At 52.7% G+C, this 23,296-nt stretch carries 24 protein-coding genes; 12 read left to right on the top strand and 12 right to left on the bottom strand.

The genetic code is table 11. The annotated features are described in order from the left end of the window. The first annotated feature begins 110 nt into the window (after nucleotides 1-110). The 4 genes from ACO0LK_RS16830 to ACO0LK_RS16815 all read left to right on the top strand — a co-directional run bounded on the left by ACO0LK_RS16830 (nucleotide 111) and on the right by ACO0LK_RS16815 (nucleotide 3,079). Nucleotides 111-833, top strand: a complete 723-nt coding sequence (locus ACO0LK_RS16830) for a response regulator (RefSeq protein WP_422976989.1) — start codon at nucleotides 111-113, stop codon at nucleotides 831-833. A 26-nt stretch (nucleotides 834-859) separates the two neighbouring features. Continuing rightward, nucleotides 860-1,231, top strand: a complete 372-nt coding sequence (locus ACO0LK_RS16825) for a GTPase (protein ID WP_422976987.1) — start codon at nucleotides 860-862, stop codon at nucleotides 1,229-1,231. A gap of 237 nt (nucleotides 1,232-1,468) precedes the next feature. Next, nucleotides 1,469-1,726: a BTH_I0359 family protein gene (locus ACO0LK_RS16820; RefSeq protein ID WP_186946051.1), complete on the top strand. Its 258-nt coding sequence runs from the start codon at nucleotides 1,469-1,471 to the stop codon at nucleotides 1,724-1,726. Between the two features lie 321 nt (nucleotides 1,727-2,047). After that, entirely contained in the window at nucleotides 2,048-3,079 is a 1,032-nt protein-coding gene (locus ACO0LK_RS16815) for an adenosine deaminase (protein WP_422976985.1), read from the top strand. A 9-nt stretch (nucleotides 3,080-3,088) separates the two neighbouring features. On the opposite strand, the gene ACO0LK_RS16810 is transcribed toward ACO0LK_RS16815, so the two are convergent. Together ACO0LK_RS16810 and ACO0LK_RS16805 are read right to left on the bottom strand one after the other, a co-directional pair. Beyond that, a complete protein-coding gene (locus ACO0LK_RS16810; protein WP_422976983.1) occupies nucleotides 3,089-4,255 on the bottom strand; it encodes an NAD(P)/FAD-dependent oxidoreductase in 1,167 nt (388 codons plus the stop codon). A 23-nt stretch (nucleotides 4,256-4,278) separates the two neighbouring features. Beyond that, on the bottom strand, nucleotides 4,279-5,283 hold the full coding sequence (locus ACO0LK_RS16805) for a GlxA family transcriptional regulator (RefSeq protein WP_422976981.1): 1,005 nt from the start codon (nucleotides 5,281-5,283) through the stop codon (nucleotides 4,279-4,281). A gap of 138 nt (nucleotides 5,284-5,421) precedes the next feature. On the opposite strand from ACO0LK_RS16805, the gene ACO0LK_RS16800 reads away from it, so the two are divergent. The 5 genes from ACO0LK_RS16800 to ACO0LK_RS16780 all read left to right on the top strand — a co-directional run bounded on the left by ACO0LK_RS16800 (nucleotide 5,422) and on the right by ACO0LK_RS16780 (nucleotide 8,844). Next, a complete protein-coding gene (locus ACO0LK_RS16800) occupies nucleotides 5,422-5,685 on the top strand; it encodes a tautomerase family protein (RefSeq protein WP_422976979.1) in 264 nt (87 codons plus the stop codon). After that, entirely contained in the window at nucleotides 5,682-6,113 is a 432-nt protein-coding gene (locus tag ACO0LK_RS16795; RefSeq protein ID WP_422976977.1) for an MAPEG family protein, read from the top strand. The genes ACO0LK_RS16800 and ACO0LK_RS16795 overlap by 4 nt, the downstream gene beginning before the upstream one ends. A gap of 89 nt (nucleotides 6,114-6,202) precedes the next feature. After that, nucleotides 6,203-6,784, top strand: a complete 582-nt coding sequence (locus ACO0LK_RS16790; RefSeq protein WP_422976975.1) for a gamma carbonic anhydrase family protein — start codon at nucleotides 6,203-6,205, stop codon at nucleotides 6,782-6,784. A 127-nt stretch (nucleotides 6,785-6,911) separates the two neighbouring features. Further along, nucleotides 6,912-8,144 carry an HDOD domain-containing protein gene (locus tag ACO0LK_RS16785; RefSeq protein WP_422976973.1) on the top strand — a complete coding sequence of 411 codons (1,233 nt, stop codon included), beginning with the start codon at nucleotides 6,912-6,914 and terminating at the stop codon, nucleotides 8,142-8,144. 163 nt (nucleotides 8,145-8,307) lie between these two features. Further along, the gene (locus ACO0LK_RS16780) at nucleotides 8,308-8,844 is read left to right on the top strand and encodes a DUF6985 domain-containing protein (RefSeq protein WP_422976971.1); all 537 of its coding nucleotides are present in this window, start codon (nucleotides 8,308-8,310) and stop codon (nucleotides 8,842-8,844) included. A gap of 20 nt (nucleotides 8,845-8,864) precedes the next feature. Here ACO0LK_RS16780 and ACO0LK_RS16775 read toward each other — a convergent pair whose 3' ends face one another. The 4 genes from ACO0LK_RS16775 to puuE all read right to left on the bottom strand — a co-directional run bounded on the left by ACO0LK_RS16775 (nucleotide 8,865) and on the right by puuE (nucleotide 12,574). Next, nucleotides 8,865-9,308, bottom strand: a complete 444-nt coding sequence (locus tag ACO0LK_RS16775) for a carboxymuconolactone decarboxylase family protein (RefSeq protein WP_422976969.1) — start codon at nucleotides 9,306-9,308, stop codon at nucleotides 8,865-8,867. Nucleotides 9,309-9,418: 110 nt separating this feature from the next. Next, a complete protein-coding gene (sigJ, locus tag ACO0LK_RS16770) occupies nucleotides 9,419-10,318 on the bottom strand; it encodes an RNA polymerase sigma factor SigJ (RefSeq protein ID WP_422976967.1) in 900 nt (299 codons plus the stop codon). A gap of 117 nt (nucleotides 10,319-10,435) precedes the next feature. Then, the gene (locus ACO0LK_RS16765; RefSeq protein WP_422976965.1) at nucleotides 10,436-11,527 is read right to left on the bottom strand and encodes a porin; all 1,092 of its coding nucleotides are present in this window, start codon (nucleotides 11,525-11,527) and stop codon (nucleotides 10,436-10,438) included. A gap of 96 nt (nucleotides 11,528-11,623) precedes the next feature. Next, nucleotides 11,624-12,574, bottom strand: coding sequence for an allantoinase PuuE (gene puuE, locus ACO0LK_RS16760; protein WP_422976963.1), 951 nt, complete (start codon nucleotides 12,572-12,574; stop codon nucleotides 11,624-11,626). Between the two features lie 292 nt (nucleotides 12,575-12,866). On the opposite strand from puuE, the gene ACO0LK_RS16755 reads away from it, so the two are divergent. Next, the gene (locus ACO0LK_RS16755; protein WP_422976961.1) at nucleotides 12,867-13,712 is read left to right on the top strand and encodes a DUF817 domain-containing protein; all 846 of its coding nucleotides are present in this window, start codon (nucleotides 12,867-12,869) and stop codon (nucleotides 13,710-13,712) included. A gap of 318 nt (nucleotides 13,713-14,030) precedes the next feature. Here the strand turns inward: ACO0LK_RS16755 and ACO0LK_RS16750 are convergent, their stop codons facing one another. The 5 genes from ACO0LK_RS16750 to ACO0LK_RS16730 form a co-directional block, all read right to left on the bottom strand. Continuing rightward, nucleotides 14,031-14,513 (bottom strand): GNAT family N-acetyltransferase, encoded by a 483-nt coding sequence (locus ACO0LK_RS16750; protein ID WP_422976959.1) that lies wholly within the window; start codon nucleotides 14,511-14,513, stop codon nucleotides 14,031-14,033. 631 nt (nucleotides 14,514-15,144) lie between these two features. After that, nucleotides 15,145-16,167, bottom strand: a complete 1,023-nt coding sequence (locus ACO0LK_RS16745; protein ID WP_422976957.1) for an ABC transporter ATP-binding protein — start codon at nucleotides 16,165-16,167, stop codon at nucleotides 15,145-15,147. Next, entirely contained in the window at nucleotides 16,160-17,167 is a 1,008-nt protein-coding gene (locus ACO0LK_RS16740; RefSeq protein ID WP_422976955.1) for an ABC transporter ATP-binding protein, read from the bottom strand. Before ACO0LK_RS16740 ends, ACO0LK_RS16745 begins: the two co-directional genes overlap by 8 nt. 12 nt (nucleotides 17,168-17,179) lie before the next feature. Next, a complete protein-coding gene (locus tag ACO0LK_RS16735; RefSeq protein ID WP_422976953.1) occupies nucleotides 17,180-18,091 on the bottom strand; it encodes an ABC transporter permease in 912 nt (303 codons plus the stop codon). 8 nt (nucleotides 18,092-18,099) lie between these two features. Next, nucleotides 18,100-19,077, bottom strand: a complete 978-nt coding sequence (locus ACO0LK_RS16730) for an ABC transporter permease (protein ID WP_422976951.1) — start codon at nucleotides 19,075-19,077, stop codon at nucleotides 18,100-18,102. A 490-nt stretch (nucleotides 19,078-19,567) separates the two neighbouring features. On the opposite strand from ACO0LK_RS16730, the gene ACO0LK_RS16725 reads away from it, so the two are divergent. Together ACO0LK_RS16725 and ACO0LK_RS16720 are read left to right on the top strand one after the other, a co-directional pair. Further along, nucleotides 19,568-20,776, top strand: coding sequence for a M20 aminoacylase family protein (locus ACO0LK_RS16725; RefSeq protein WP_422976949.1), 1,209 nt, complete (start codon nucleotides 19,568-19,570; stop codon nucleotides 20,774-20,776). 58 nt (nucleotides 20,777-20,834) lie between these two features. Then, nucleotides 20,835-21,413 carry an ATP-dependent Clp protease proteolytic subunit gene (locus tag ACO0LK_RS16720; protein WP_186946032.1) on the top strand — a complete coding sequence of 193 codons (579 nt, stop codon included), beginning with the start codon at nucleotides 20,835-20,837 and terminating at the stop codon, nucleotides 21,411-21,413. 97 nt (nucleotides 21,414-21,510) lie between these two features. On the opposite strand, the gene ACO0LK_RS16715 is transcribed toward ACO0LK_RS16720, so the two are convergent. Continuing rightward, nucleotides 21,511-23,235, bottom strand: coding sequence for a methyl-accepting chemotaxis protein (locus ACO0LK_RS16715; RefSeq protein ID WP_422976947.1), 1,725 nt, complete (start codon nucleotides 23,233-23,235; stop codon nucleotides 21,511-21,513). Nucleotides 23,236-23,296 lie beyond the last annotated feature (61 nt).

The following is a 23,296-nucleotide window of genomic DNA, read 5'->3' as shown; positions in this document are numbered from 1 at the left end:
CCGGCAAACAGTAGGCGGCATTTCCCGGAAACGGGATGGTGGCAGACAATGCAGGAAATGAACGGCAAGAAGCACCCAAGAAAACATAGAGGCAGTAATAGGGTAGATTTATGGCAAACATATTGGTCGTAGATGATGAAATGGGGATCCGGGAATTGTTGTCTGAAATTCTTGGGGATGAAGGACATGTGGTCCAGCTTGCAGAGAATGCACAGCAGGCGCGTCTGGCACGCCAGGAAGCGCGACCAGATCTGGTCTTGCTTGATATCTGGATGCCGGATACCGATGGCGTGACACTGTTGAAAGAATGGCAGCGCGATGGCTTGCTGACCATGCCAGTCATCATGATGTCTGGCCATGCCACCATCGATACTGCGGTGGAAGCAACCCGTATCGGTGCCCTGAATTTCCTGGAGAAACCTATTGCACTGCAAAAACTGCTGAAAGCAGTACAACAGGGTCTGACCCGCAGCTCAGAAGCCCCCAAACCGGCAGCACCAGCCTTGCGCGTCATCAGTAATGACAATACGGCAGCGCCAGCCATGTCTGGCAGTTTTGGCAATGCTGCCCCGGCATACGAAGCACGTCATTTCTCGGCAGCACAACCGGTAGCGGCTACGCCGAACAACCAGTTTGCCAGCCTGTCCTTTGACTTGCCGTTGCGTGAGGCGCGCGATGCCTTTGAACGCATCTATTTTGAATACCACCTGAACCGCGAAGGCGGCAGCATGACACGTGTTGCTGAAAAAACAGGTCTGGAACGTACTCATCTGTATCGCAAGCTCAAGCAACTGGGCGTAGAGTCGATGAAATACGCCAAGCGTGGTGAGTAAAATTAAAAGTAAGTTTGAAAGTAAGTTTGAACACTGCGAAAGCACAATTACATCTGGTACACGGCGGTAGTTATACTCAAAGGGAGGCTGCGATTGCGGCCTCCCTTTCCCGTTTACCTGCAACATTGCACAATGTCGTCATCCTTGAAGGTTTGCCTGACGGGCAAGATATCCTGCTTCCTGGCGACAATCTGCACATCAGCCGCATTGCCCCCGGTTGTTTTTGTTGCATAGGCAACCTCAGCCTGCGCGTCACCCTGAATCGCGCCCTGCGTCAAAAACCCGCCCATATCTTCCTGGGAGTCGCCAGCGATGCCCATCTGGACCAGTTAACACTGACCTTGCAAGAACCGGCCTATGCCAACTTGCTGGAGATCAGCAGTCAGTCTCGCTTGTGAACCAATGTTAAGTGCCCCTAAAGTTGAGGGGTTGCCGTGCCGTAATACTTCATGTAAGCCCGTAACACATTAAAGGAAGCGTATCCGGGGAAGCGTAGTAAGCATCGCAGGCTCAAAATTGCGTCGCACAGTAGCTTAATCCAGTACCATTCTTGAAATTCGCTGTCGTCAGCACCATGTCTGCTCTATGTACGGTAACCAGAGGAAAATTTCCTCCAGCCAGAAAGGATGCACAAAATGAATCTTATTTATAACAGCGAACAATACAGCGTCATCGAATATGGCGCTGACACGGATCACGAAGCCTTGCGCTTTGGCGGCTATGAAATCACCGACAAGGCCGTACGCCGTGAATGGTTCATCGGCGGCCCGCTGGCTATCAACTTCCGCAAGGACGTCACCGACCTCATTGCATCCGAACCCAGCATAGAAGAAATCGACGATTTTCTAGGCCAATATGATGGCTATATGGGCCAAAGCGTACTGCTGCACTAAATCGTAGACTCAACTGCCATGGCACAAAGTCATGGCAGCAAATTTCCCATCTATCTTCCCTGCATCACTTTGCATTTGCCTGACGTCTCCCGATCAAACGGCATCCCAAAGTAAGCAACGATATGCTGCCAGAGATACAGGACATCATGGTCTCCTGATATCTTAATTAACGTCACAATGTTATTTTAATCAATACTTGGCTGGCATGAATGATGCATCCTCCGCTGATACTAATGAACTGTTACGGTCCATTGGGACGGCGTTTGCACTACACTGGTCGAAACGCAATCACATTCCTTATCTTTCATCCAGGTCTGACATATGAGTACTACGCACCATGATTTTATTCGCGGCCTGCCAAAAGCCGAATTGCATCTGCACATAGAAGGTTCACTGGAACCGGAACTGATGTTCGCCCTGGCACAAAAAAATGGCGTGCAACTGCCCTATGCCACGGTGGATGAAGTGCGTGCTGCCTACGACTTTGAAGACTTGCAGTCATTCCTGAACCTGTATTACGCCGGTGCTGCCGTATTGCAGACCGAGCAGGATTTCTTTGACCTGACGCATGCCTATATCCAGCGCGCACTGGCTGACAATGTGCGCCATGTGGAATTGTTTTTTGATCCGCAAACCCACACTGCGCGCGGCATCCCCATCGCCACTGTGTTTGCCGGTATCGCCCGCGCCTTGCGTGAAGCACGTACCAGCCATGGTTTTTCTGGTGCGATGATACTGTGCTTCCTGCGTCATCTGAGTGAAGAAGATGCCATCGCCACACTGGAAGCAGCGCTACCCTTGCGTGATCAATATGCCGACCTGTGGACAGGTGTAGGGCTGGATTCTGCCGAAGTAGGCAACCCGCCAGAAAAATTTGCCCATGTCTTTGCGATTGCCCAGGCCATGGGTTTTCGCCTGGTCGCCCATGCGGGTGAAGAAGGGCCACCGGCGTATATCCATAGCGCCCTGGATGTGTTGCAGGTCGAACGCATAGACCATGGCGTACGTGCCGAAGAAGACCCGACCCTGATGGCGAAGCTGCAGCAAAGCCGCATGCCGCTGACAGTCTGCCCGCTATCGAATCTGAAACTGTGCGTGGTCAAGGATATGCGTGATCACAACCTGGCACGCATGCTGCGGGCCGGTTTATGCGTCACCATCAATTCAGACGACCCCGCGTATTTCGGTGGTTACATGAATGCGAATTACATCGCCACCGCCGATGCGCTGCAACTCGGCAAGGAAGAATTACTGCAACTGGCACGCAATGCGTTTGAAGCTTCGTTTGTCACGCCTGAGCAAAAACAGGTCTGGCTGGACGAGCTGGATGCGTATGCAAAAAAAGCGGCATAAGTGTCAGATTCAAATTACATTTTTTTCCAGCAACGGCCTGCCATCCAGCAATCGTTGTGCTGACAAAGGCGACAGATCCAGGCTGCTGTAAGCACCATCCACCAGCAATTCTGCAATGCCGCGCCCGGCTGCGGGTGCGTGTTGCATGCCATGGCCGCTGAAACCATTGGCCAGTATCAAATTCGATAACAGCGGATGCGTGCCAATGACGGCATTCTGGTCAAACACATTATATTCATAGTAGCCAGCCCAGGCTCTTTGCATGCGCAGTGCTTCAAAAGCAGGAACGCGGTTCGCCATGATTTGCCAGACCGTATCAAACTGTCCGTAATCAGCTTCCAGCGGCGCATCGTCGGGATCATCCTCCGGTGGCAAGCCGCATATCCAGTGCTGGCCTTCTGGACGTAGCCACAAACCCGATGGATCAATGATGAGCGGGCAAGCAGGTGTCTGTGCCGGGCTGGACACCACAAATACCGTGCGCCTGCGACCAACTACAGGCAAATCAAAACCGGTACCGGTCAGCAAGGGGCGTGCCCAGGCTCCAGCCGCATTCGCTACCGCATCACAAGGGATGACGCGACCATCACGCAAGCGCACGCCCTGCACTTTGCCATGACCTTGTTCAAACCCCAGTGCATCAGCCTGAATATAATTAACACCGAGGCTGCGCGCCTTGCGGCGAAACGCCATCAGCAAGGCATAGCCGTCGAACCAGCCTTCACCACTGAGGCCCAGCGATCCGACAGCCAGATCATCTATATTCAACCACGGGAACCGGCGTTGCAATGCATCCGGATCAAGCAGGGCAACATCAACATGCTCTGTCTTTTGTATGTGATGATTTTCCTGCAGCGTGGCAGCACCGGCAGCCGTCGCCAGATACAGGTAGCCGTGTTCGGTCAACCCCAGTTCCGGCACCTCGCCATCCACTGCCAGATGCTGATGCAGTTCACGCAGGAAGGTGATGCCGAACTGCGACATCTGTATATTCAGCGGAGTGCTGAATTGCTGGCGTATGGAACTGGCCGACAGGGCTGACGAAGCATGGGTATAAGTGGGGTCGCGCTCCAGCACGCTCACCCGGCCCTGAAAGCGCGGATGCACTGCCAGAAAATAAGCAATCGCACTGCCGATGACGCCACCACCCACGATGACTACGTGTCTGTTATCCATTGCGACTATCCCATCCCGGATGTTTAAAAACGTAGACCAAATCTGCGCCGGTAATCCTTCGGCGTTACCTGCGCCCACTGTTTGAAGATTTTACTGAAACTGGAAACATCTTCATAACCGCAGCGCGCAGTGATGTCTTCCAGCGACAGGCGGGTCGTTTCCAGCAAGGCCTTGGCCCGTTCTACCCGCAGTTGCTGCACATAGTGTATCGGGCTGAGATTGGTGGCATCCTGAAAACGTCTTAACAGAGTGCGCTGGCTGACGTGGCAATAGCTGGCCAGTTCTGCCATGGTCCAGCGCTGATCCAGTCGCTGGTTCAGCCAGCGACGGGCGCGCTCTATCACTACGTGCCCCTGTTCCTGCATCATGGCCTTGGCGATATAGGGTGCCTGACTATTGCGGTTGGCGTCCACCACCAGAATCTTGGCCGTCAACTGGCGTAATTCTTCACCGGCAAAATGCGCCACCAGCCACAGTGACAAGTCAATATACGAAGTAACACCGCCAGATGACACCAGTTGGCCATCCTGAACGATCAGTTCTTCGGCTTCCAGCAGGACCTGCGGGAAGTGCTTGCGGAAATAGGCACTCAGCCACCAACTGGTAGTGGCACGACGACCATCGAGCTGGCCGGTCCTGGCCAGCAGGCTGGTGCTGGAACAACTGGAAACCAGCAGACGGTCACCTTGCAGGTAATCATGCAGCAAAGCCTGCTCCGGCCCCAGTTCTGCCATCAGGGCATCGAGTTGCCTGCTGTCCCTGTGGTCGATGCCGGGCACCATCAAGGCATCCAGCTTTTGCGTCGAGATGTCACGCGCCTGAAAATGCAGGCCACCTACTTCCTGCATGACATCCCCTCTGGCACTGACCCAGAAGGCGTCGAACAGTACCGGGCGACTGCCTGCCGGGCGTATTCCAGCCAGGGTATTGGCAATGGCAAATACGTCAATAGGCATCACGGCACCACTGCGCAAACAGCCGGGATACACCAGCACACCGATACGGATAATATTGTCTGCGATCGTCATATGGCCAATTCAAACCTTTTTTTGTCGATTCAGCCAATGGTACAACTTTTCCGTGACCGCCACAATCCAGGTTCTTACTAACCGGCTGTGGGCTGAGGTTGTAAATCAGCCATAGCCACAACACTATCAGGAGCCAGCATGCCCTACGTACAAATACACACCATCAAAGGAATGTTAAACCCCGGTCAAAAGCAGTTATTACTCGAAAGAATTGCCGATATCATGGTGGACATCGAGGGTGCGGGTGACCCTGAATTCAGGAAATCCGTCTGGATCAATATCCTGGAGAGTGAGGCAGAAAGCTGGTCCATGAGTGGTTTTCGCCCATCCACCGGCCAGATCGAACAATTTCTCGCGCTCAGAAACGCACGTGCCACAACACAAGAAGAGGCCGACAAATGATGGCCTTCCCTGCCCTGTCCAGCTTTGTGCTGGCTTTGCTGGCGCTGTTTTTGAAAGCCAGCCTGTTAAGTGCCCTGCAAGTCATCAGCCGCATACGCAGCCGTCGCTATCTGTTGCCAGAAGACGCCGGCATGTTTGGCCTGCGCATGGTAGAAGCTGAAGTCGAGCTGGTGCAGCGCTGTGCCCGTGTCTGGCGCAATGATGTTGAAAATCTACCGCTGTTTCTGGCGCTGGCGCTCAGTTATGTCTTGCTGGGTGGCGATGCATACAGCGCCAACTGGCTGTTTGGCAGCTATGTGCTGATACGCTATCTGCATACCATCGTCTACCTGCGCGGTTTGCAACCCTGGCGTGCCATGCTGTATCTGTCTGGCATGGTGGTATGCTGGATGATCGCTGTGGGCAACCTTCACCACATTTATTCATAAAGCGCTATCCTGTTATTTCACTAGCTGTTTTCCCTGCTGTTTTTTCTGCTGTTTTTTCTGCTGTTTTTTTTGAATACTGAAAGGTGTCTATGGCTTTCATTGGTCCCGATGTCACACTTGATCAACCCGTGTATGTGCATGACACGGCACAACTGTATGGCAAGATCAGCGTGGGGCAGAATGCCTCCATCTGGATCAATGTGGTGGCCCGGGCCGAACACAAGGAAATCATCATCGGCCCATACACCAATATCCAGGATTTTGTCATGCTGCATATTGGTGACCAGACCGCGACCATCATAGGCAGCCATTGTTCGATTACCCATCATTGCACCATCCATGGCTGCACCATAGGGGATAACTGCCTGATAGGCATCAATTCCACCATCATGGATGGCTGTGTGATCGGGAACAACTGCATTATTGCCGGCCACAGCTTCCTGAAGGAAGGTACGGTCATTCCCGATAATTCCATCGTCATGGGTACGCCGGGAAAAGTCGTACGCACCCAAAACAATTATGTACGTAATCGCCTGAATGCCTACATGTACTATAAAAACGGCCTGGCTTACGCTGCCGGTGAATACCGCGAATGGGCCAGGGAAGAGTTTCCGGTAGAAATCATGGCCGAAATTGCCAGACTGAATGCCCAGCTCAATGATGAAGAATGACAACTTAAGTTAAAAGCCGGCAAGAAAGCCCTTGCAAGCCCGGCTTGGGATTGACACACCCCAGGCAAATATACAAACTGAAAGCTCTGGCCTGCGTGGCCGATTAGTTTGAAGTGAAAGGGACACCGTGTCGAATACCCTGAGCAAATTCTTTAACCGCCTGTTTGGTGGTGATCAGGTACCGGTAAGCACCAGCCAGGCCAATCAGCCTGCGACTGCGGCTACGCCGGAACCGGCGATGAGCGCAGCGGCAGCACTGGTCAGGGCGACCACCCCAACAGTCACACCTACAGCCACACCGATAGCCACGCCAGCATCAGCACCTGCTGTGCTCAGGACCGATGCAGACAGCAATTCACAGCCAGCCACGGTATTGACCAGTATTACGCCTGCACCTGCGACTGCGACTACAGCACCACACGCAGAGAAACTCATTGCCTGGAAACCGGCGCTACCTATCGACAGTCTTTATTTTGACTGGATCATGGGCTATCCGGGTGAAGGCGGTAACTTTGATACTGAACAAACCATACTTCAAGCGCTGTACAAATTGCTGGCGTCTGACCTGAACGATGCCGTCATCGTGCCACGCGTGCCCAGCGTCGTCCCGCAACTGCTGAACAGTCTGCGCAACAAGACCATTTCTGCCGGTGAACTGTCACGTCAGATTGTGAAAGACGTGGTGCTGGTTGGTGAAGTTATCAATACCGTCAACAGTGCCCTGTACAACCCGGCAGACCGTATCAACAGCCTGGAAAAAGCCGTCATGATCCTGGGCGAAGAAGGCTTGCGACTGGTGATTGCCAAGGTCGCCTTCCGCCCCATCATCAACCTGAACGCCGGGCAATTTACCCGCCGTGCAGCACCGCATATCTGGAACCAGTCGGAAAAATGCGCGGTTGCCTGCCACACCCTGGCCCGCAATATTGACCCCTTCCATGCCTTCTTGACGGGGCTGATGAAAAACGTCGGCCTGATTATCGCCTTCCGTCTGCTGGACCAGACTTGCGAACAGGGTAAATTCAAATATTCAGCCAGCTTCCAGGCCATCTTCTCATCCGTGGCAGCCACGCTGTCTTACCGCATTGCCCAACGCTGGGAATTCCCCGACCATGTGATCCTGGCCCTGCAACAGCAAGCCGGCGGCAGCAAGCCCATAGACTGGAGCCCACTCGGCCATTTGCTGCACACCGCCGACCTCATCAGCAAAATGCGCCTGCTGGTCAACCATGCGCAATTGAACAGCAATGATAAAAAACTCCGGATAGGTCTGAACCCGGACCAGGCCAGCTGCTTTGATATGCTGAATGAAATCCAGCTGTATGACACTACCGGTGTCCAGCAGCAGCCGGCACAATAAAGGAAATTAGCATCAACTTCCAGAGCAATGCGCCTGCTGCCAGACTTGTATGGGACAATACAGCCCCTTGCCGTAACATGTGAGCCTCCGGCCACAATCGACCACAATTGGCCACAGACGGCGACACATCAACAAACGGCATCAGCAAACTGGAAGACAGACCATGCAAATTCCCGGCCTCGGAACACTGGAAAAAGATGAAGAAAATGGCTGGCATATCAGCCAGGCTGTTGTGGTGCCTGCACTGAATCAACAGGCCTATACCTTCCTGCTGGAAGGCTATGACGAGGCCGATGAAGCGAGCAAAACAGCATATCAAAGCGCCATCACGCACTTCATTGCGCTTGACCCATCCATCCTGCACAAGGCCGAAGCCGAGATTTTTGCTTATTACCAGGACACGGCCAATTACCGCAAATCCGAAAAACTGGATGTAGTACACATTGCCACCGCAGCCGATGTCTGGAAGCACATACAGTTTGGCGATGAAGCCCTGGTATGCCAGCGCCCGAATGGTGACAAGACTGTGTATGTGTCTATCGAATGCGATTGCGACTGGGAAGCAGAACAGGGCCTGCAAATCGTCTTCCTCCAGGGGCAGACTATCAGCAAGGTCGGGCCTTTCGATGACTACATGAGCAATGCAGATGCGTATGGCGAACCCGGCCTCGATAAAGTTATTTATCAAAGCCGTGGCTAGCACGTCAGGAACTGGGAGAATCAACGCATGGCAAAGCTTTTTCCACAAGCAATTGCCACCCGGTTCCAGGCATTCATGAGACCAATGGTAAAGGCCAGATCAACCAGTTCTTTTTCCGTGAAATGTTTCGGCAATTCTTGCTGAAGATCTTCATCAACATGCTTGCCGGCGATGCCGGTGAGCGCTTCACTCCAGGCCAGTGCGGCCCTTTCGCGTTCGCTGAAGCAGGGTGCTTCGCGCCAGCACACCAGGCTGTTCAGGCGCTGGAAATTATCGCCATGTTCGAGCAGGTCATGCGCATGTTTATCGACGCAAAATGCGCAGCCATTGATTTGTGAAACACGTAAAAAAACCAGGTCGATAAGGGACTTGCCAAGGCTGCTGTTCTCGAGGACAGTATTGACGCCAGCCAGGGCTTGATAGGCTGCCGGTGCAAGGCCAGGGAAATTCAGTTTGAGTGTCATGATAATTCTCCAGTTTTAAGATGAGTCAGCGAAATTGCTTTCTTCATCCATAAGACGCTGGGGAGAATCGGTTTGTGACAGATTACTTGAATAATTTCTTAAATAGTTTCTTAAATAGTTGTGGCAGGCAAAGTCATCCCCTGATACGCCTGCAATTTATCCGGATTACGGATGGTATACAGGTCAAGGATTTTTTCGCCATCGCTGACAATGGAAATGGTGGCATCGAGCTTGCCGTCAATAAAACGCAGCAAGCCAGGTTCACCATTGATGCTGACTTCGACAAACTGCATGCGCTGGGGATAAGTTCTGGAAATGACATGGAATAAACGGGATATGCGTGCAGCCCCATGCAGGATGCGGTTGACCGAAGCCACCTTGCCGCCACCGTCACCGATCATTTGTGCGTCATCAGCAAACAGGGTATTCAAAGCCTTTAAGTCACCGCTCTGGGCGGCCAGGGTAAAGCGTTGCAGCAATTGCCGGTGGTGATCGCGGCTGATCTGGAAGCGCGGCTTCTCCTGCAATACCCTCTCCTTTGCCCTGTGTACCAGTTGACGACAGGCGGCTGCTGTCTTGTTGAGCATACCGGCCACTTCCGGGTAATCGACATCAAAGACCTGATGCAAAAGAAATGCAGCCCGCTCTTCTGCCGATAAACGTTCCAGCATGGTCAAAAAGGCCAGTGATACATCGCTGCTGAACTCAGCCAGCAATTCTGGCGTCTGGCTATCGACTTCTATCATGGGTTCTGGCAACCAGGGGCCGGTATAGTTTTCACGCTCGCGCTTGAGCACGCGCAGTCTATCCACGCAAAGACGGCTGATGACGGTCACCAGCCAGGCTTGCGGTTCACGAATTTGCAGTACCTCATCCTCACTGAGTGCATGCCAGCGCAGATAGGTATTCTGCACCAGGTCTTCGGCCTCGGCGCGTGAAGCCAGCATGCGATAGGCAATGCCGAACAGGCGGGGTTTATGATCAGTAAAGCTTTGCAGGCGGTTCGTCATGGTTGTATTCCACTATATACATGATGATAAGACGAAACAGCCCAGCCGTTTGTGACAGGTAAAAAAAAAAACCGTCATTTTTTACGATGACGGCTTTTTCTTTCATGCTGAAAACAATCAGAACCTGTGGCGTATGCCCGCAATCACGCTGGTGGCGCGGTCTGCCGTACTGATCTTGTCACTCATCAGTACACCATAGATATCGGTGCGCTTGGACAGGTTATAGTCATAGCCGGCAGACATGGTATCGCGCTTAAGCTCGGTATTGGCAGTCAGCGACCCGTTGCGCCTGGTATTAGCATAGGCCAGCAAGATGTCACCACCACCCGCCGGTATCTTGGCACCAAGACTGTAAATCTTGTCATCCATTTGTTTGCCTGCTGCCGTGTCATTCTTGCTGGATATATAAGTTGCATACAGCTTGGCCGCCGTCAGGTCATAACTGGCACCCACAAAATACGCGGTCTGGTTATTGATGGAAGCAAAGTTCACCGGTGCAGCGGTTGCATCGACAATCGCAGACCCGCCCGTGGGATTGGATACCTGCACTTTTTGATAGAAAGCACCAAGGGCAAACGGGCCATTGAAGTACAGGGCATTCAAACCGATATTGCGGGTACCGGTATCACCGGCTTTCTCACCAAACTGGTAATGCATATTCGAACTGAAACCATCGAAATTAGGCGTGCTGTAAATGACTTCATTGCTCCAGCCCGAATCGCCCGCTGCCGAATTGGCCCAGGTACGTGCCGCAAAGCCGCCCGACGGCACATACCAGTGCAGGACCAGGGGTGAGACATCAAAAGAATCGCCATAGGGATTAAAAATCACTACCGGTAAAAAACTGGGTGCCAGATCACGGCCCAGCGAAACACGGCCAAAACTGCCAGCCAAAGCGATATTCGCGTCACGCGAAAACATCGTATCACCGCCAAAGCGGCCAGATTCACCGGTATCCGGACGCAGGAAGGCGGTCAGCGCAAATTCTGCTTTCAGGCCGCCACCCAGGTCTTCCACACCCTTGAAGCCCACCCATGATGTGGTCATGCCACCAGGTGTGATGGCAGCCGTGCTGGCCTTGTCGCCACTCATTTTGACCGAACCTACGGACAGATCGACCAAACCCTGCACAGTGACACTGGATTGTGCCAGCGCGCTACCGGTCAGCAGGCAAGATGCAACAGCCAGAGCCATGTGTTTCATTTGCATTTTCATCTTTCTTCCTTTCCATCAGGTTAAATAAATAATCCCATCCATATCGAAGCTTGATTGCAGATTCAACTGAACTCCCACTCTTCCCATCGCTCAGGGTCTTGTAGCGTTGAACGGGTGTACCTGCATCCAGTGTTGGGCAATGTCGATGCGACGGCAGATCCAGACCTTGTCATGGGCCTGCAGGTAATCCAGGAAACGCTGCAAGGCACGGAAGCGCCCGGGCCGCCCCAACAAGCGACAATGCATGCCTATGGACAGCATCTTTGGTGCATTGTCGCCATCCGGGTCACCTTCGGCATACAGCACATCAAAACTGTCTTTCAGGTAATCATAGAAATGATCGCCGGTATTAAAGCCTTGCGGGGTGGCAAAACGCATGTCGTTGCTGTCGAGCGTATACGGCACCACCAGGTGCGGCTTGCTTTCACCGCTGCTGGTGGTCACCTCGGTCCAGAATGGCAGGTCATCGCCATAATAATCAGCGTCATAGGCAAAGCCGCCATGTTCAACCACCAGGCGGCGGGTATTCGGTGAATCGCGCCCGGTATACCAACCCAGCGGTGCCTGGCCAGTCAGTTCGCGCAGAATCTGCACTGCCTGTTGCATATGCTCACGCTCGGTCGCTTCATCCATGCCCTGGTAATGTATCCAGCGCAGGCCATGACAGGCAATTTCGTGACCAAGCTCGCCAAAGGCTGTGGTCAGTTCCGGATGACGTTGCAAAGCCATCGCCACACCAAAGACGGTCAGAGGCAATTGACGCTTTTCAAATTCACGCAAAATGCGCCAGACCCCGGCGCGGGACCCATATTCGTAAATGGATTCCATCGACATGTGGCGCGCTTCATAAGCGGCTGCACCAACGATTTCGGACAAGAACTGTTCGGATGCACGATCACCGTGCAAAACACAGTTCTCACCACCTTCTTCATAATTCAGTACAAACTGCACCGCTATCCTGGCCTGTTGCGGCCATTGCGCATGGGGCAGATGACGGCCATAGCCTATCAGGTCGCGTGGATAATCATTGGGTGTGGACATGCTGGTGTTCTCCGGGAAATACCGGGCCGGCCTTGGCTGGCCCGTGTTTATTCATGTTTACATGATTAGTGAATGCAAGTGACGTGCCATCTTGCCAAGCTGCTACGATAGCCTGCCAAAACTGATCAAAAAGCTTGTCACTCTTTTGCATTCATGTGGCCAGATTGTCAGCAATTTTATGACAATGTTTATACTGTTTTTAGTATAAGTTCTATTCGCAACTTATTAGCCTCGAATACAGTTTTTATCATTAAAGCCACAATACGCTGTGGCTCTTGTTAAAATATTGGCTATGCGCCTGCAATCCATAGACCAGTTCCTGATTCAACCTCCACAACCAGAAAATCTGCGGGGCTTTCTCCGTTTTTTAATGGAATTCTGGTATTTCGGCATCAAGGAAGTGCGTGCCTGCCTGTTCGTTGGCTTGTTTTTCGCTTCCATACTCATCGTGCCCAGGGCTGGTCTGTTTGGCTTGCCGCGCTATGACGTGCTGTTCCTGATTGCCGTCCTGATACAGGGTGGCATGGTCTGGAGCAAGCTGGAAACCATGGACGAGCTCAAGGCCGTGACTTTGTTCCATCTGGTCGGTTTTGCGCTGGAAGTGTTCAAGGTGTCGGGCCAGATACAAAGCTGGGCCTATCCGGAATCTGGCTACACCAAACTGTGGGGCGTGCCATTATTCAGCGGTTTCATGTATGCCAGCGTGGGCAGTTATATCATCCAGGCCTGGCGCCTGTTTGACTTGCGCATACGACACCACCCGCCATACTGGATGGCAGCCCTGATAGGCATACTGATCTACCTGAACTTCTTCACTCACCACTACATCGGTGACTATCGCTGGTATCTGGCGGCTTGTGCGCTGGGGCTATATGCACGCTCATCGGTGGTATTTCGGCCGCTGGACCGCGACCGCAGCATGCCGCTGCTGCTGTCTTTCGTACTGATAGGATTTTTTATCTGGCTGGCAGAAAACATGGGAACGTTCTTTGGTATCTGGCGTTATCCGAATCAACTGGGTGCCTGGTCTACCGTCCACCTGGGGAAATGGAGTTCATGGTCTTTGTTGGTGATCATGACCTTTACCATCGTTGCCCATCTCAAGCATATCAAGCGACATATTCATGTCGCTGAATGAGCCGCAAAAGCGTGAGTTGCAAAAGCGACGGGCAAAAAAATAGCCCGCAAAGTTTGCGGGCTTAAATCCAAACCTTAGGAGGTGTTGGAGGAGACAGGTACTACTTTAATGCGCCGCAACATATTTGTATGCTTTATTCTTAATATATCCGGTATACGCAAAACGAATATCTCTATCAAGATACATACCACTAGCCCAATCTCTTCTCAAAGAAATTCTGAAATTTTGCAATACCACTTAATTTACAACAGGCAATAAATTCTTTGCCGCAAACACTGTTTTCTCGTAAATCTGCTTTGCGCTGCATCAAATAAAAGCTTAATACAGGAATTTTGCCATGATGAAATCATCAATATAGTCAGCATCATCACTGCGTTTGTAGAATTGACGCAGCCTGCCTTCAGTCTCAAACCCCAGACCTTGATAAAAAGCCAGCCCGCGCAGATTATCGGATTCGACGATCAGTTCCAGCCGGCGTACGCCTTCATTTTTCATGGCTGACATGGCCTCTGCCAGCATGGACTGGGCAATCCCCTTGCCCTGAAACGAAGGCGCAACGGCTAGCGTACCCAATTGCGCGACATGCGCTGCACGTCCGGCAAAGCGGCTGACTTTATAAAAACCTGCGATTACTCCATCCACCGGATAAACATAAAAACTGCCGCTGGCAAGCAGACCAGCAAACATGGCCGCAAATTCTTCCATGGGCATGGGGTCATAACCCAGGTAAGGGATGACATCTGCATGCATATAAATGGCATGCACAGCAGCCAGGTCTTGTGGTTCAGCCAGTCTTCGCATAAGGATTCCGGATTGATTGCCAATCATGCGCGTTTTGTCGCACGCATGCTGTGATGTTGTGGTGTTTTGCTGGTACAGACAAATATCATTACAGATCGCCGCAGGCCAGATGATAGCGCAGCCTCTGAAAAGACGAAAAAAGAAAAAGGCAAAAAAAAACCTGCAAGTGATTGCAGGTTTAAATCCAAACCTTAGGAGGTGTTGGAGGAGACAGGAGCAACTATATCGCAGCGCAACAAATTCACCAACATCTATTTTTGCATATCAATCATTCATAAATCGCATATGAAGATATATCGCATACCAAACAAGGGGTTTTGTATATCGCTCAAGTATTTGAGCGTACGCCTGCCATTTTGTTAAATTTCTTACTCAAATGTGAAAAGGCAAAAAAAAACCCGCGACCTTGCGGTTGCGGGTTAAATCCAAACCTTAGGAGGTGTTGGAGGAGACAGGTACTACTTTATCGCAGTGCAGCAAATAAATCTCCTTTATTTTTTGTATACCCATCATCACTGATGCAAATATCAGACAAAATCCATCAGCTAACGCTTCTTAGCCATGCAGAATATGCTGCCGCCCCATGGACATGCCTGGGGTTCATCCCCATTCTTCAGACAAAACAGGCAATTCAGGTATTCAGATGGCAGGCGGAGAAATGCAGCGGTGCAATCTCTTTCAGTTGCGGTTTTTCAACGCCACACCTGGGCATGGCATGCGGACAACGCGGATGAAAATGGCAACCGGCTGGTGGATGCAGGGGTGACGGGATTTCGCCCTTGATGGCGACAAAATCTATCTTGCGCACTTCCAGTTTCGGGGCGGACGCCAGTAAAGCCTGGGTATAAGGGTGATTGGCATGCCCAAATATTTCTGATGTCGGTGCCGATTCCACGATACGCCCCAGATACATGATGGCGACCCGGTCAGACACATGCCTGACCACACCCAGATCATGACTGATGAACAGATAAGTCAGCCTGAGCTCATCACGCAGACGTATGAACAGATTCAGCACTTGTGCCTGTATTGATACATCAAGTGCGGCCACGGCTTCATCGCAGACCAGTAGCTCCGGCTTCACGGCCAATGCACGGGCAATGCCGACACGGGCACGCTGACCACCCGAAAACTGATGCGGGAAACGTCGTAGCACCGCCGGGTCCAGCCCCACTCCTTGCAATAGCTGTTCTACATAGTCCGTTTGCTCAGCCGACTTGATCAGGCCATGTACCACCGGTGCCTCACCAACGATGTCGAGCACACGCATGCGCGGATTCAGCGAGGCATAGGGGTCTTGAAATATCATCTGCATGGCCAGTTTCATTTGCTGTTGAGTAGCCTTGCCTGCCAGGGCCAGGTTCTGTCCACGCCACCAGCGCGTGCCATCAGACAGGCCATGCAGGCCCACAGCCATACGTCCCAGCGTCGATTTACCACAGCCAGATTCACCAACCAGGCCCAGTACTTCGCCGGCATGCAGGGACAGATCAACATCGTCCACGGCATGCACGATGTCGGGCGCTGCTGTGGCCCCCAGCCATTGCGCCAGCCTGGCGCTCAGATCCACGGGTTTGGTAAAACGCTTGCTGACGCCGCGCATTTCAAGCAAGGGCGTGTCGTCGCCTGGCATGGATAGCTTCATTTCAGACATGTACGACTCCAACTGTCACGCTGTCCGTAGTGTTCATAGGGTTCATGGGATGAAAGCACAGCAGGCTGCGCCCATCAATATGCTGCGCAGGTGGTACCTGCTCGCAGGCGGTGGTGGCGCGCTCGCAGCGATTGCGAAAAGCGCAGCCAGACGGCAGATTCAACAGGGAGGGTGTTGCACCCGGTATCTGGCGCAGAGTCTGTCCATGCTGGTTACGCGAGGGTGAAGAAGCAATCAGGCCATGCGTGTAAGGATGCAGCGGTTGTTCCAGCACCTGGCTGACGCTGCCGCTTTCGACGATCTTGCCAGCATACATGACGCTGACAGTATCCGCCAACCCGGCAACCACTGACAAATCATGGGTAATCCAGATCAGGGCGGTACCAGATTCTTTGCACAGTTTCTGCATTTCATACAGTATCTGTCCCTGTATGGTGACATCCAGTGCAGTAGTCGGTTCATCGCAAATAATCAGTTCTGGTGCGTTCAGGAGCGCAATGGCAATTGCCACCCTTTGCCGCATGCCACCAGAAAACTGGTGCGGATACGCCAGCAACCTTTCATCTGGTGATGGGATACCGACCTTGACCAGGGCGGCACGTGCCATTTCGCGCGCTTTTTCACGGCTGACCTGCTGATGGGCAGAGATGGTTTCCATCATCTGGGTATCAACGCGCAAGACCGGGTTCAGAGTCATCATCGGGTCCTGGAAAATCATGGCAATGCGGTTGCCCCGGATTTGCCGCATGGCTTCTGCCGATAGCCCACGCAAATCCTGTCCCTTGAACAAAACCTTGCCTGCCGTGACTTTGCCGGGCGGGTCGATCAGGCCCATGATGGAATACGCAGTCATGGATTTACCAGAACCGGATTCACCGACCAGACCCATGATTTGCCCTGGCTGCACGCTGAAGCTGACATTATTCACCGCCGTGACCGTACCGGCGCGGCTGACGAATTCAGTCTGTAGATGTTGTACTTCAAGTGTCGCAATTGTCATCGTGTGTCCCATCTATTGCGTCTGCAAGCGCGGGTTAAGTACATCGCGCAAATGATCCGCCACCAGATTGATGGACACCACCGTCAACAACAAGGCCAGGCCGGGGAAAAAACTGATCCAGTATTTACCCGACAGCAGGTATTGAAAGCCATTGGCAATCAACAAACCCAGCGAAGGTTCGGTCACCGGCAAACCCAACCCCAAAAATGAGAGCGTGGCTTCGAGCGAAATGGCCGAAGCCACCTGCAAGGCCGCAATCACGATCAATGGAGGCAGGCAGTTCGGCAATAAATGACGCCAGATGATGCGGGCTGGCGACAGGCCCAGACCAACTGCGGCCTCTATATATTCCTTGCGTCGCTCTACCAGTGCTGCACTGCGTGCCGTGCGGGCATAATAAGCCCACTGCACCAGTACCAGCGCCAGAATGATCTTGCTCACACCCTGCCCGGTCAGGGCCAGCAAGATCAGTGCGATCAGGATAGAAGGAAAGGATAACTGTATATCCGCGACACGCATGATCAGCGCTTCCACCCGACCCCCTTTATAACCGGCCAGCAAACCCAGGCCAAGACCAATAAAGAGCGCAATCACGGTGCTGGAAAAACCAACGATGAGGGAAATCCGCAGGCCATAAAAAATCGCCGACAGCATGTCACGTCCCTGTTCATCGGTACCGAGTAAAAAAATATGTTTGCCGTCGGAAGATGGTTTGCCCGGTTCCAGTCGTGAATCCATGACATCGAGTGCCATCAGGTCATACGGATTTTGTGGCGATATCAGCGGCGCAAACAGGGCCACCAATACCAGCAGCAAGAGCACCAGGCTGCCCAGGGCAGCGATGCGACTGGCAAAAAAATCGCGCAGAAAACGTCGCAATGGTGTGTCGGCAGTGGGGGCAGATGGCTGGCTGTTGGATGTCATGGGAAGCTTCAGGCCTGGTTATCGGACAGGCGCACACGCGGGTCCAGCAAGGAATACAGTACGTCCACCACCAGATTAATAAGGATGAACAGGCTGACGATCAGCAACAGATAAGCGACGATGACAGGCCGGTCCAGTACCCGTATGGAATCAATAATCAGCTTGCCCATGCCGGGCCAGGCAAACACCGATTCAGTCACAATCGCAAAGGCAATGATGGAGCCGAACTGCAGGGCAATCACCGTCACTATCGGTATCAGGATGTTTTTAAGCACATGCACGCCGATAATGCGGCTGTTGCGCAAGCCCTTGGCGCGGGCAAAGCGTACATAGTCCTGCAGCAAGGCTTCTTGCGCGCCAGATCGTGTCAGGCGTATCACCATGGCAATATTGAACAGGGCCAGGTTCAGGGCGGGCAAGAGCAGATGTTTAAGGCCATCAACGCTCAGGAAACTGACCGGCACCCCCAACAACAGCACAGTTTCACCGCGCCCGCTGGAAGGCAGCCAGCCCAGTTGCACGGCAAATACCATGATCATCATCAGCCCCACCCAGAAGGTAGGCAGCGAAAACCCGAGTATGGAAATAGCCATGATGCTTTTGCCAGCCAGGCTGTCAGGTCGCAAACCCGCCAGCAATCCCAATGGTATACCCAGCAGGATGGAAATCAGGATCGCAAGCACGGCAAGTTCCAGCGTCGCCGGCATACGTTCCAGTATCAGCCCCAGCGCCGGTGTGGCATGGGCAAAAGACTGTCCCATGTCACCGGCCAGGGCATTGCGCAAGAACAGCCAGTATTGTTGCGGCAAACTCTGGTCCAGGCCAAAGGCGGCGATAATGCGCGCGCGTTCGATCTGATCCGCGTCCGGGCTGATCAGCACGTCAATCGGATTGCCTATCGCATATACACCGGCAAACACCAGCAGCGACATTACCAGCAAGACAGCCAGGCTTTGCAGCAGGCGGCGCAGGATAAACACCAGCATCGGTCAGACCTGCTCTGAATGCAAATGCAACTGCAACTGCGGGCACATAGCGATTGCCGCATGCACTGTCCGGGTCGGACTCTGATAGCTGGATATCTTCTTCATTGCTGGTTTGTATTCTTTCCTGGCCTTCGATAATTCATGTCTATAAAGAGAAGATGGCTTGCATGTTTTGCAGGATTTTACAGGCTTTGCCATGACATCGTGTCGCCCGGCCTTCTTGCCTGCAACCGTGAATGCTACTACCACTGTGATCAGGCAGGCAAACCCATTTTGGTAGTATGGATATGCGGTCTGTGCCTGCCAGCCTGCATGGAATCTGGTATCTTTCTCTGTACGGAGAAAGACATGCAAACAGACCCCTGAAAGTCCCCTGAATCGGGTCCTGGCTAGCCTTTTTCATCAACAGGATGATATCCTGACAAGAATAGTTTGTGTATTCCCGACCATACGCCTGTCCATGGCGACAATACGCAATACGGAGACAATTATGAAACTGATCGATCCCATAGTGCAATTCCATGCTGAAATTCAGCAAATCCGACGTGATATTCATGCGCATCCCGAGCTGTGCTATGAAGAACACCGGACTTCCGAAGTGGTGGCGCAAAAACTGCAAGCCTGGGGCATCCCGGTGGTGCGCGGTCTGGGCGGCACCGGCGTGCTGGGCATATTAAAGAATGGCAACAGCGAACGTGCCATAGGCTTGCGGGCCGACATGGATGCCCTGCCCATGCAGGAAATCAATACCTTTGCCCATACCTCGCAACATGAAGGAAAAATGCATGCCTGCGGGCATGATGGCCATACCGCCATGCTGCTGGGTGCAGCGCATTATCTGTCGCAATACAAGGACTTTGACGGCACCGTCTACCTGATTTTCCAGCCTGCCGAAGAAGGCGGTGGCGGTGCCCGTCGCATGATAGAAGATGGCCTGTTCGACAAATACCCTATGGATGCCGTGTTTGGCATGCATAACTGGCCTGGCGTCGCAGTCGGCACCTTTGGTGTCACCGCTGGCCCCATGATGGCGTCATCGAATGAATTTGAAGTGGTTGTCAGGGGCAAGGGTGCCCATGCGGCCCAGCCACACAAGGGAATAGACCCGATTATCGTGGCGATACAGATCGCCCAGAGCTGGCAAACCATCGTCAGCCGCAATGCCAGCCCGCTGGAATCGGCAGTATTGTCGGTGACACAGATCCATTCGGGCAGTGCCACCAACGTCATCCCTGACGATGCAACGCTGATAGGCACGGTGCGTGCGTTCAGCACCGCCATGATCGATCTGATAGAAAAACGCATGAAGGCCATTGCCGAACACACGGCAGCGGCGTTTGATGCCCAGGTAGATTTTCAGTTCAAACGCAATTACCCACCCCTGATCAATCATGCCAAAGAAACCGCTTTCGCTGCCGAAGTCATGCGCAGCGTGGTAGGCAATGATAATGTTGACGCCCAGGTAGAACCCACCATGGGCGCTGAAGATTTTGCCTTCATGCTGCAAGCCAAACCGGGCTGCTATGCCTTTATTGGCAATGGCGATGGCGATCACCGCGACATGGGTCACGGCCTGGGACCTTGCAATCTGCACAACCCCAGCTATGACTTCAATGACGATTTGCTACCCATAGGTGCAACTTATTGGGTCAGACTGGCCGAAGCCCACTTGAAAAAAGCGACTCAGGCAGCCATTTAGTCTACCAGAATCATTATTATTAACGAATCATTCAAGCCCAACACAACTTAAGACTTCCATGGCCGACGACAAAGACAACAACGATGTGCAACGTAGCCCTTTTCTTGAAGAAAAGGCCTTTAAATCCCGTACCGTGCTGGTATTTGGCACCATCAACGACAAACTGGCTGCAGAAGTCAGTAAACGCCTGATCGCCCTGGCTGCAGAATCAAAAGACCCGATCACCATCCTGGTCTCGTCCCCGGGCGGTCACGTTGAATCCGGTGATGTCATCCATGACATCGTCAAGTTCATCGATGCACCGGTCAACATGGTGGGTACCGGCTGGGTAGGCAGTGCTGCAGTGAATGTTTTCCTGTCCGTACCTAAAGAACGCCGCGTCTGCCTGCCAAACACACGCTTTCTGATTCATCAGCCTAGTGGTGGTTGCGGTGGCCAGGCAACTGATATTGCTATCCAGGCACGTGAAATCGTCAAGGTACGCGAACGCATCGCCGCCCTGATCGCCAAAGAATCTGGTCAGACTCTGGAAAAAGTCACCGCCGATATCGACCGCGATTACTGGATGAGTGCCACCGAAGCCAGCGAATACGGCCTAGTATCACGCATTATCGTCAAACAGACAGAATTGAGCTGAATTTAGCTGGTCACTAGCCAAACAAGGCAGACTGGTTCTGCCTGAACGACAAAGAACGATCCGCATGTCAGGCATGCGTGTCGTTTTTTTATGTCATCTAAAACTCTTCCCATTCGTGTTGCTTAGCGTGACCACTACCACTAAGCAGCGCCTCTTTCCGTCCAACACCAGCGGTATTCGCCACAATGGATGAGCGGGTGCGGACTGCGGGTTTCAGCGCTGACGACGCGACGCGGGCAATGGCAGCGGCTTGCCGGGGCTGATTGCCGGAATGATCCAGCTTGAAAATACTCACGACCTGACTCAGATTGGCAGCCTGTTCCTGTAAGGCAGCCGCCGCAGCGGCGGCCTCTTCCACCAACGCAGCATTTTGCTGGGTAACCTGATCCATCTGTATGATCGCGGTATTGATCTGGTCTATGCCCGAACTTTGTTCTGACCCGGCTGCGGTGATTTCGCTGATGATGTCGCTCACACGTTTGACGCTTTCCACCACTTCTTTCATGGTGGAACCGGCCTGATCGACCAGGCGTGTACCCTGATCGACTTTTTCTACCGAGTCATTAATCAGTTCCTTGATTTCCTTGGCCGCACTGGCCGAACGCTGGGCCAGGTTACGTACTTCTGTCGCCACGACGGCAAAACCGCGCCCCTGCTCGCCTGCCCGTGCCGCTTCCACTGCCGCATTCAATGCCAGGATATTGGTCTGGAAGGCAATGCCATCGATGACAGCGATGATATCGACAATCTTTTTCGACGAAGCATTGATGGACCCCATGGTATCCACCACCTGTGACACCACGTCCCCACCCTTTTGCGCTACCGCCGAGGCTGAATGCGATAACTGATTGGCCTGACGTGCATTGTCACTGTTTTGCTTGACTGTCGATGTCAGTTCTTCCATCGACGAGGCAGTTTCTTCCAAAGAACCAGCCTGGCTTTCGGTACGTGCCGACAAATCCATATTACCATTGGCGATTTCTGTTGATGCGGTTGCAATCAGGTCGGTGCCGGTACGCACTTCACTGACAACGGACAGCAAATTACCATTCATTTCCTTCAGCGCCTGCAATAACTCGCCGGTTTCATCCCTGGTTTTGACTTCGATGTCACTGGTCAGGTCACCGGATGCCACAGTCTTGGCAACCCTGACTGCTTCCTGTAGCGGACGCGAAACCACTCGCGCTATCCCATAGGCCAGTAGCAAACCCAGCGTGATGGTCACCAGGATCAAACCCAGTATCAAGGCCCTGGAATTGGAATAGATGGCTTCACCCAACTGATAGGCAGCAATACCGCCATCTGAATTCGTCTGCACCATTTTGTCTGCAATCTTGAGTATTTCGGCATTCAGTCTGGATGATTCACCACGTAAAGTCGTACGCGCTTCGTCCATATTGCCGGCTCTGGCCTGCGCCGTCAGTTTTTTGGCTTCAATGGCATACAGTTCCCACAGCTTGCCGTAATCTGCATACTCTTTTTTCTCTGTGTCAGAACTGATCAGTTTGGCATAGTCACTCTCGTACTTCTTCAACTCGGCTACATAATCTTGCCAGCGTTTTTCATATTTCTTGAGATTCTCCGCATCACCCGCCGACAACACGATCTGCATTTCCTGGGTACGCAGGCGCGAAATCCTTTCCTTGATACCCATGGCAGCATTCACGCTGGGCATCCAGTTGGTGCCCAGTTCCAGTGCAGTCTCATTGACACGAGATAACTGGAAGATCGAAAAACTGCCAAGAAAGGCGGTCAGTATCAACAACAAAATAAAACCAACGAACAGCTTGGCTGAAATTCTCAGGTCGTAAAACAATTTCATAGCGGGTCCTCAGGTAAAAGAACGACACGATGCATTAAGTGGAAAGTTGAGGCGGGACAGA

It is taken from the genome of Undibacterium sp. Ji49W (assembly GCF_049340205.1).
Lineage (GTDB): Bacteria > Pseudomonadota > Gammaproteobacteria > Burkholderiales > Burkholderiaceae_D > Undibacterium.
The sequence above is the reverse complement of the archived record's forward strand: the minus strand, read 5'-3'. Positions and strand labels throughout refer to the sequence as shown.

Excerpts from the sequence above, each read along its gene's own strand:
- ACO0LK_RS16805 (WP_422976981.1), bottom strand. The coding sequence starts at position 5,283 with ATGACGATCGCAGACAATATTATCCGTATCGGTGTGCTGGTGTATCCC.
- ACO0LK_RS16800 (WP_422976979.1), top strand. The coding sequence starts at position 5,422 with ATGCCCTACGTACAAATACACACCATCAAAGGAATGTTAAACCCCGGT.
- ACO0LK_RS16810 (WP_422976983.1), bottom strand. The coding sequence starts at position 4,255 with ATGGATAACAGACACGTAGTCATCGTGGGTGGTGGCGTCATCGGCAGT.
- ACO0LK_RS16725 (WP_422976949.1), top strand. The coding sequence starts at position 19,568 with ATGAAACTGATCGATCCCATAGTGCAATTCCATGCTGAAATTCAGCAA.
- ACO0LK_RS16740 (WP_422976955.1), bottom strand. The coding sequence starts at position 17,167 with ATGACAATTGCGACACTTGAAGTACAACATCTACAGACTGAATTCGTC.
- ACO0LK_RS16790 (WP_422976975.1), top strand. The coding sequence starts at position 6,203 with ATGGCTTTCATTGGTCCCGATGTCACACTTGATCAACCCGTGTATGTG.
- ACO0LK_RS16720 (WP_186946032.1), top strand. The coding sequence starts at position 20,835 with ATGGCCGACGACAAAGACAACAACGATGTGCAACGTAGCCCTTTTCTT.
- ACO0LK_RS16780 (WP_422976971.1), top strand. The coding sequence starts at position 8,308 with ATGCAAATTCCCGGCCTCGGAACACTGGAAAAAGATGAAGAAAATGGC.
- ACO0LK_RS16730 (WP_422976951.1), bottom strand. The coding sequence starts at position 19,077 with ATGCTGGTGTTTATCCTGCGCCGCCTGCTGCAAAGCCTGGCTGTCTTG.
- ACO0LK_RS16820 (WP_186946051.1), top strand. The coding sequence starts at position 1,469 with ATGAATCTTATTTATAACAGCGAACAATACAGCGTCATCGAATATGGC.
- ACO0LK_RS16830 (WP_422976989.1), top strand. The coding sequence starts at position 111 with ATGGCAAACATATTGGTCGTAGATGATGAAATGGGGATCCGGGAATTG.
- ACO0LK_RS16715 (WP_422976947.1), bottom strand. The coding sequence starts at position 23,235 with ATGAAATTGTTTTACGACCTGAGAATTTCAGCCAAGCTGTTCGTTGGT.
- ACO0LK_RS16735 (WP_422976953.1), bottom strand. The coding sequence starts at position 18,091 with ATGACATCCAACAGCCAGCCATCTGCCCCCACTGCCGACACACCATTG.
- ACO0LK_RS16745 (WP_422976957.1), bottom strand. The coding sequence starts at position 16,167 with ATGTCTGAAATGAAGCTATCCATGCCAGGCGACGACACGCCCTTGCTT.
- ACO0LK_RS16795 (WP_422976977.1), top strand. The coding sequence starts at position 5,682 with ATGATGGCCTTCCCTGCCCTGTCCAGCTTTGTGCTGGCTTTGCTGGCG.
- ACO0LK_RS16750 (WP_422976959.1), bottom strand. The coding sequence starts at position 14,513 with ATGCGAAGACTGGCTGAACCACAAGACCTGGCTGCTGTGCATGCCATT.
- puuE (WP_422976963.1), bottom strand. The coding sequence starts at position 12,574 with ATGTCCACACCCAATGATTATCCACGCGACCTGATAGGCTATGGCCGT.
- sigJ (WP_422976967.1), bottom strand. The coding sequence starts at position 10,318 with ATGACGAACCGCCTGCAAAGCTTTACTGATCATAAACCCCGCCTGTTC.
- ACO0LK_RS16775 (WP_422976969.1), bottom strand. The coding sequence starts at position 9,308 with ATGACACTCAAACTGAATTTCCCTGGCCTTGCACCGGCAGCCTATCAA.
- ACO0LK_RS16815 (WP_422976985.1), top strand. The coding sequence starts at position 2,048 with ATGAGTACTACGCACCATGATTTTATTCGCGGCCTGCCAAAAGCCGAA.
- ACO0LK_RS16755 (WP_422976961.1), top strand. The coding sequence starts at position 12,867 with ATGCGCCTGCAATCCATAGACCAGTTCCTGATTCAACCTCCACAACCA.
- ACO0LK_RS16765 (WP_422976965.1), bottom strand. The coding sequence starts at position 11,527 with ATGCAAATGAAACACATGGCTCTGGCTGTTGCATCTTGCCTGCTGACC.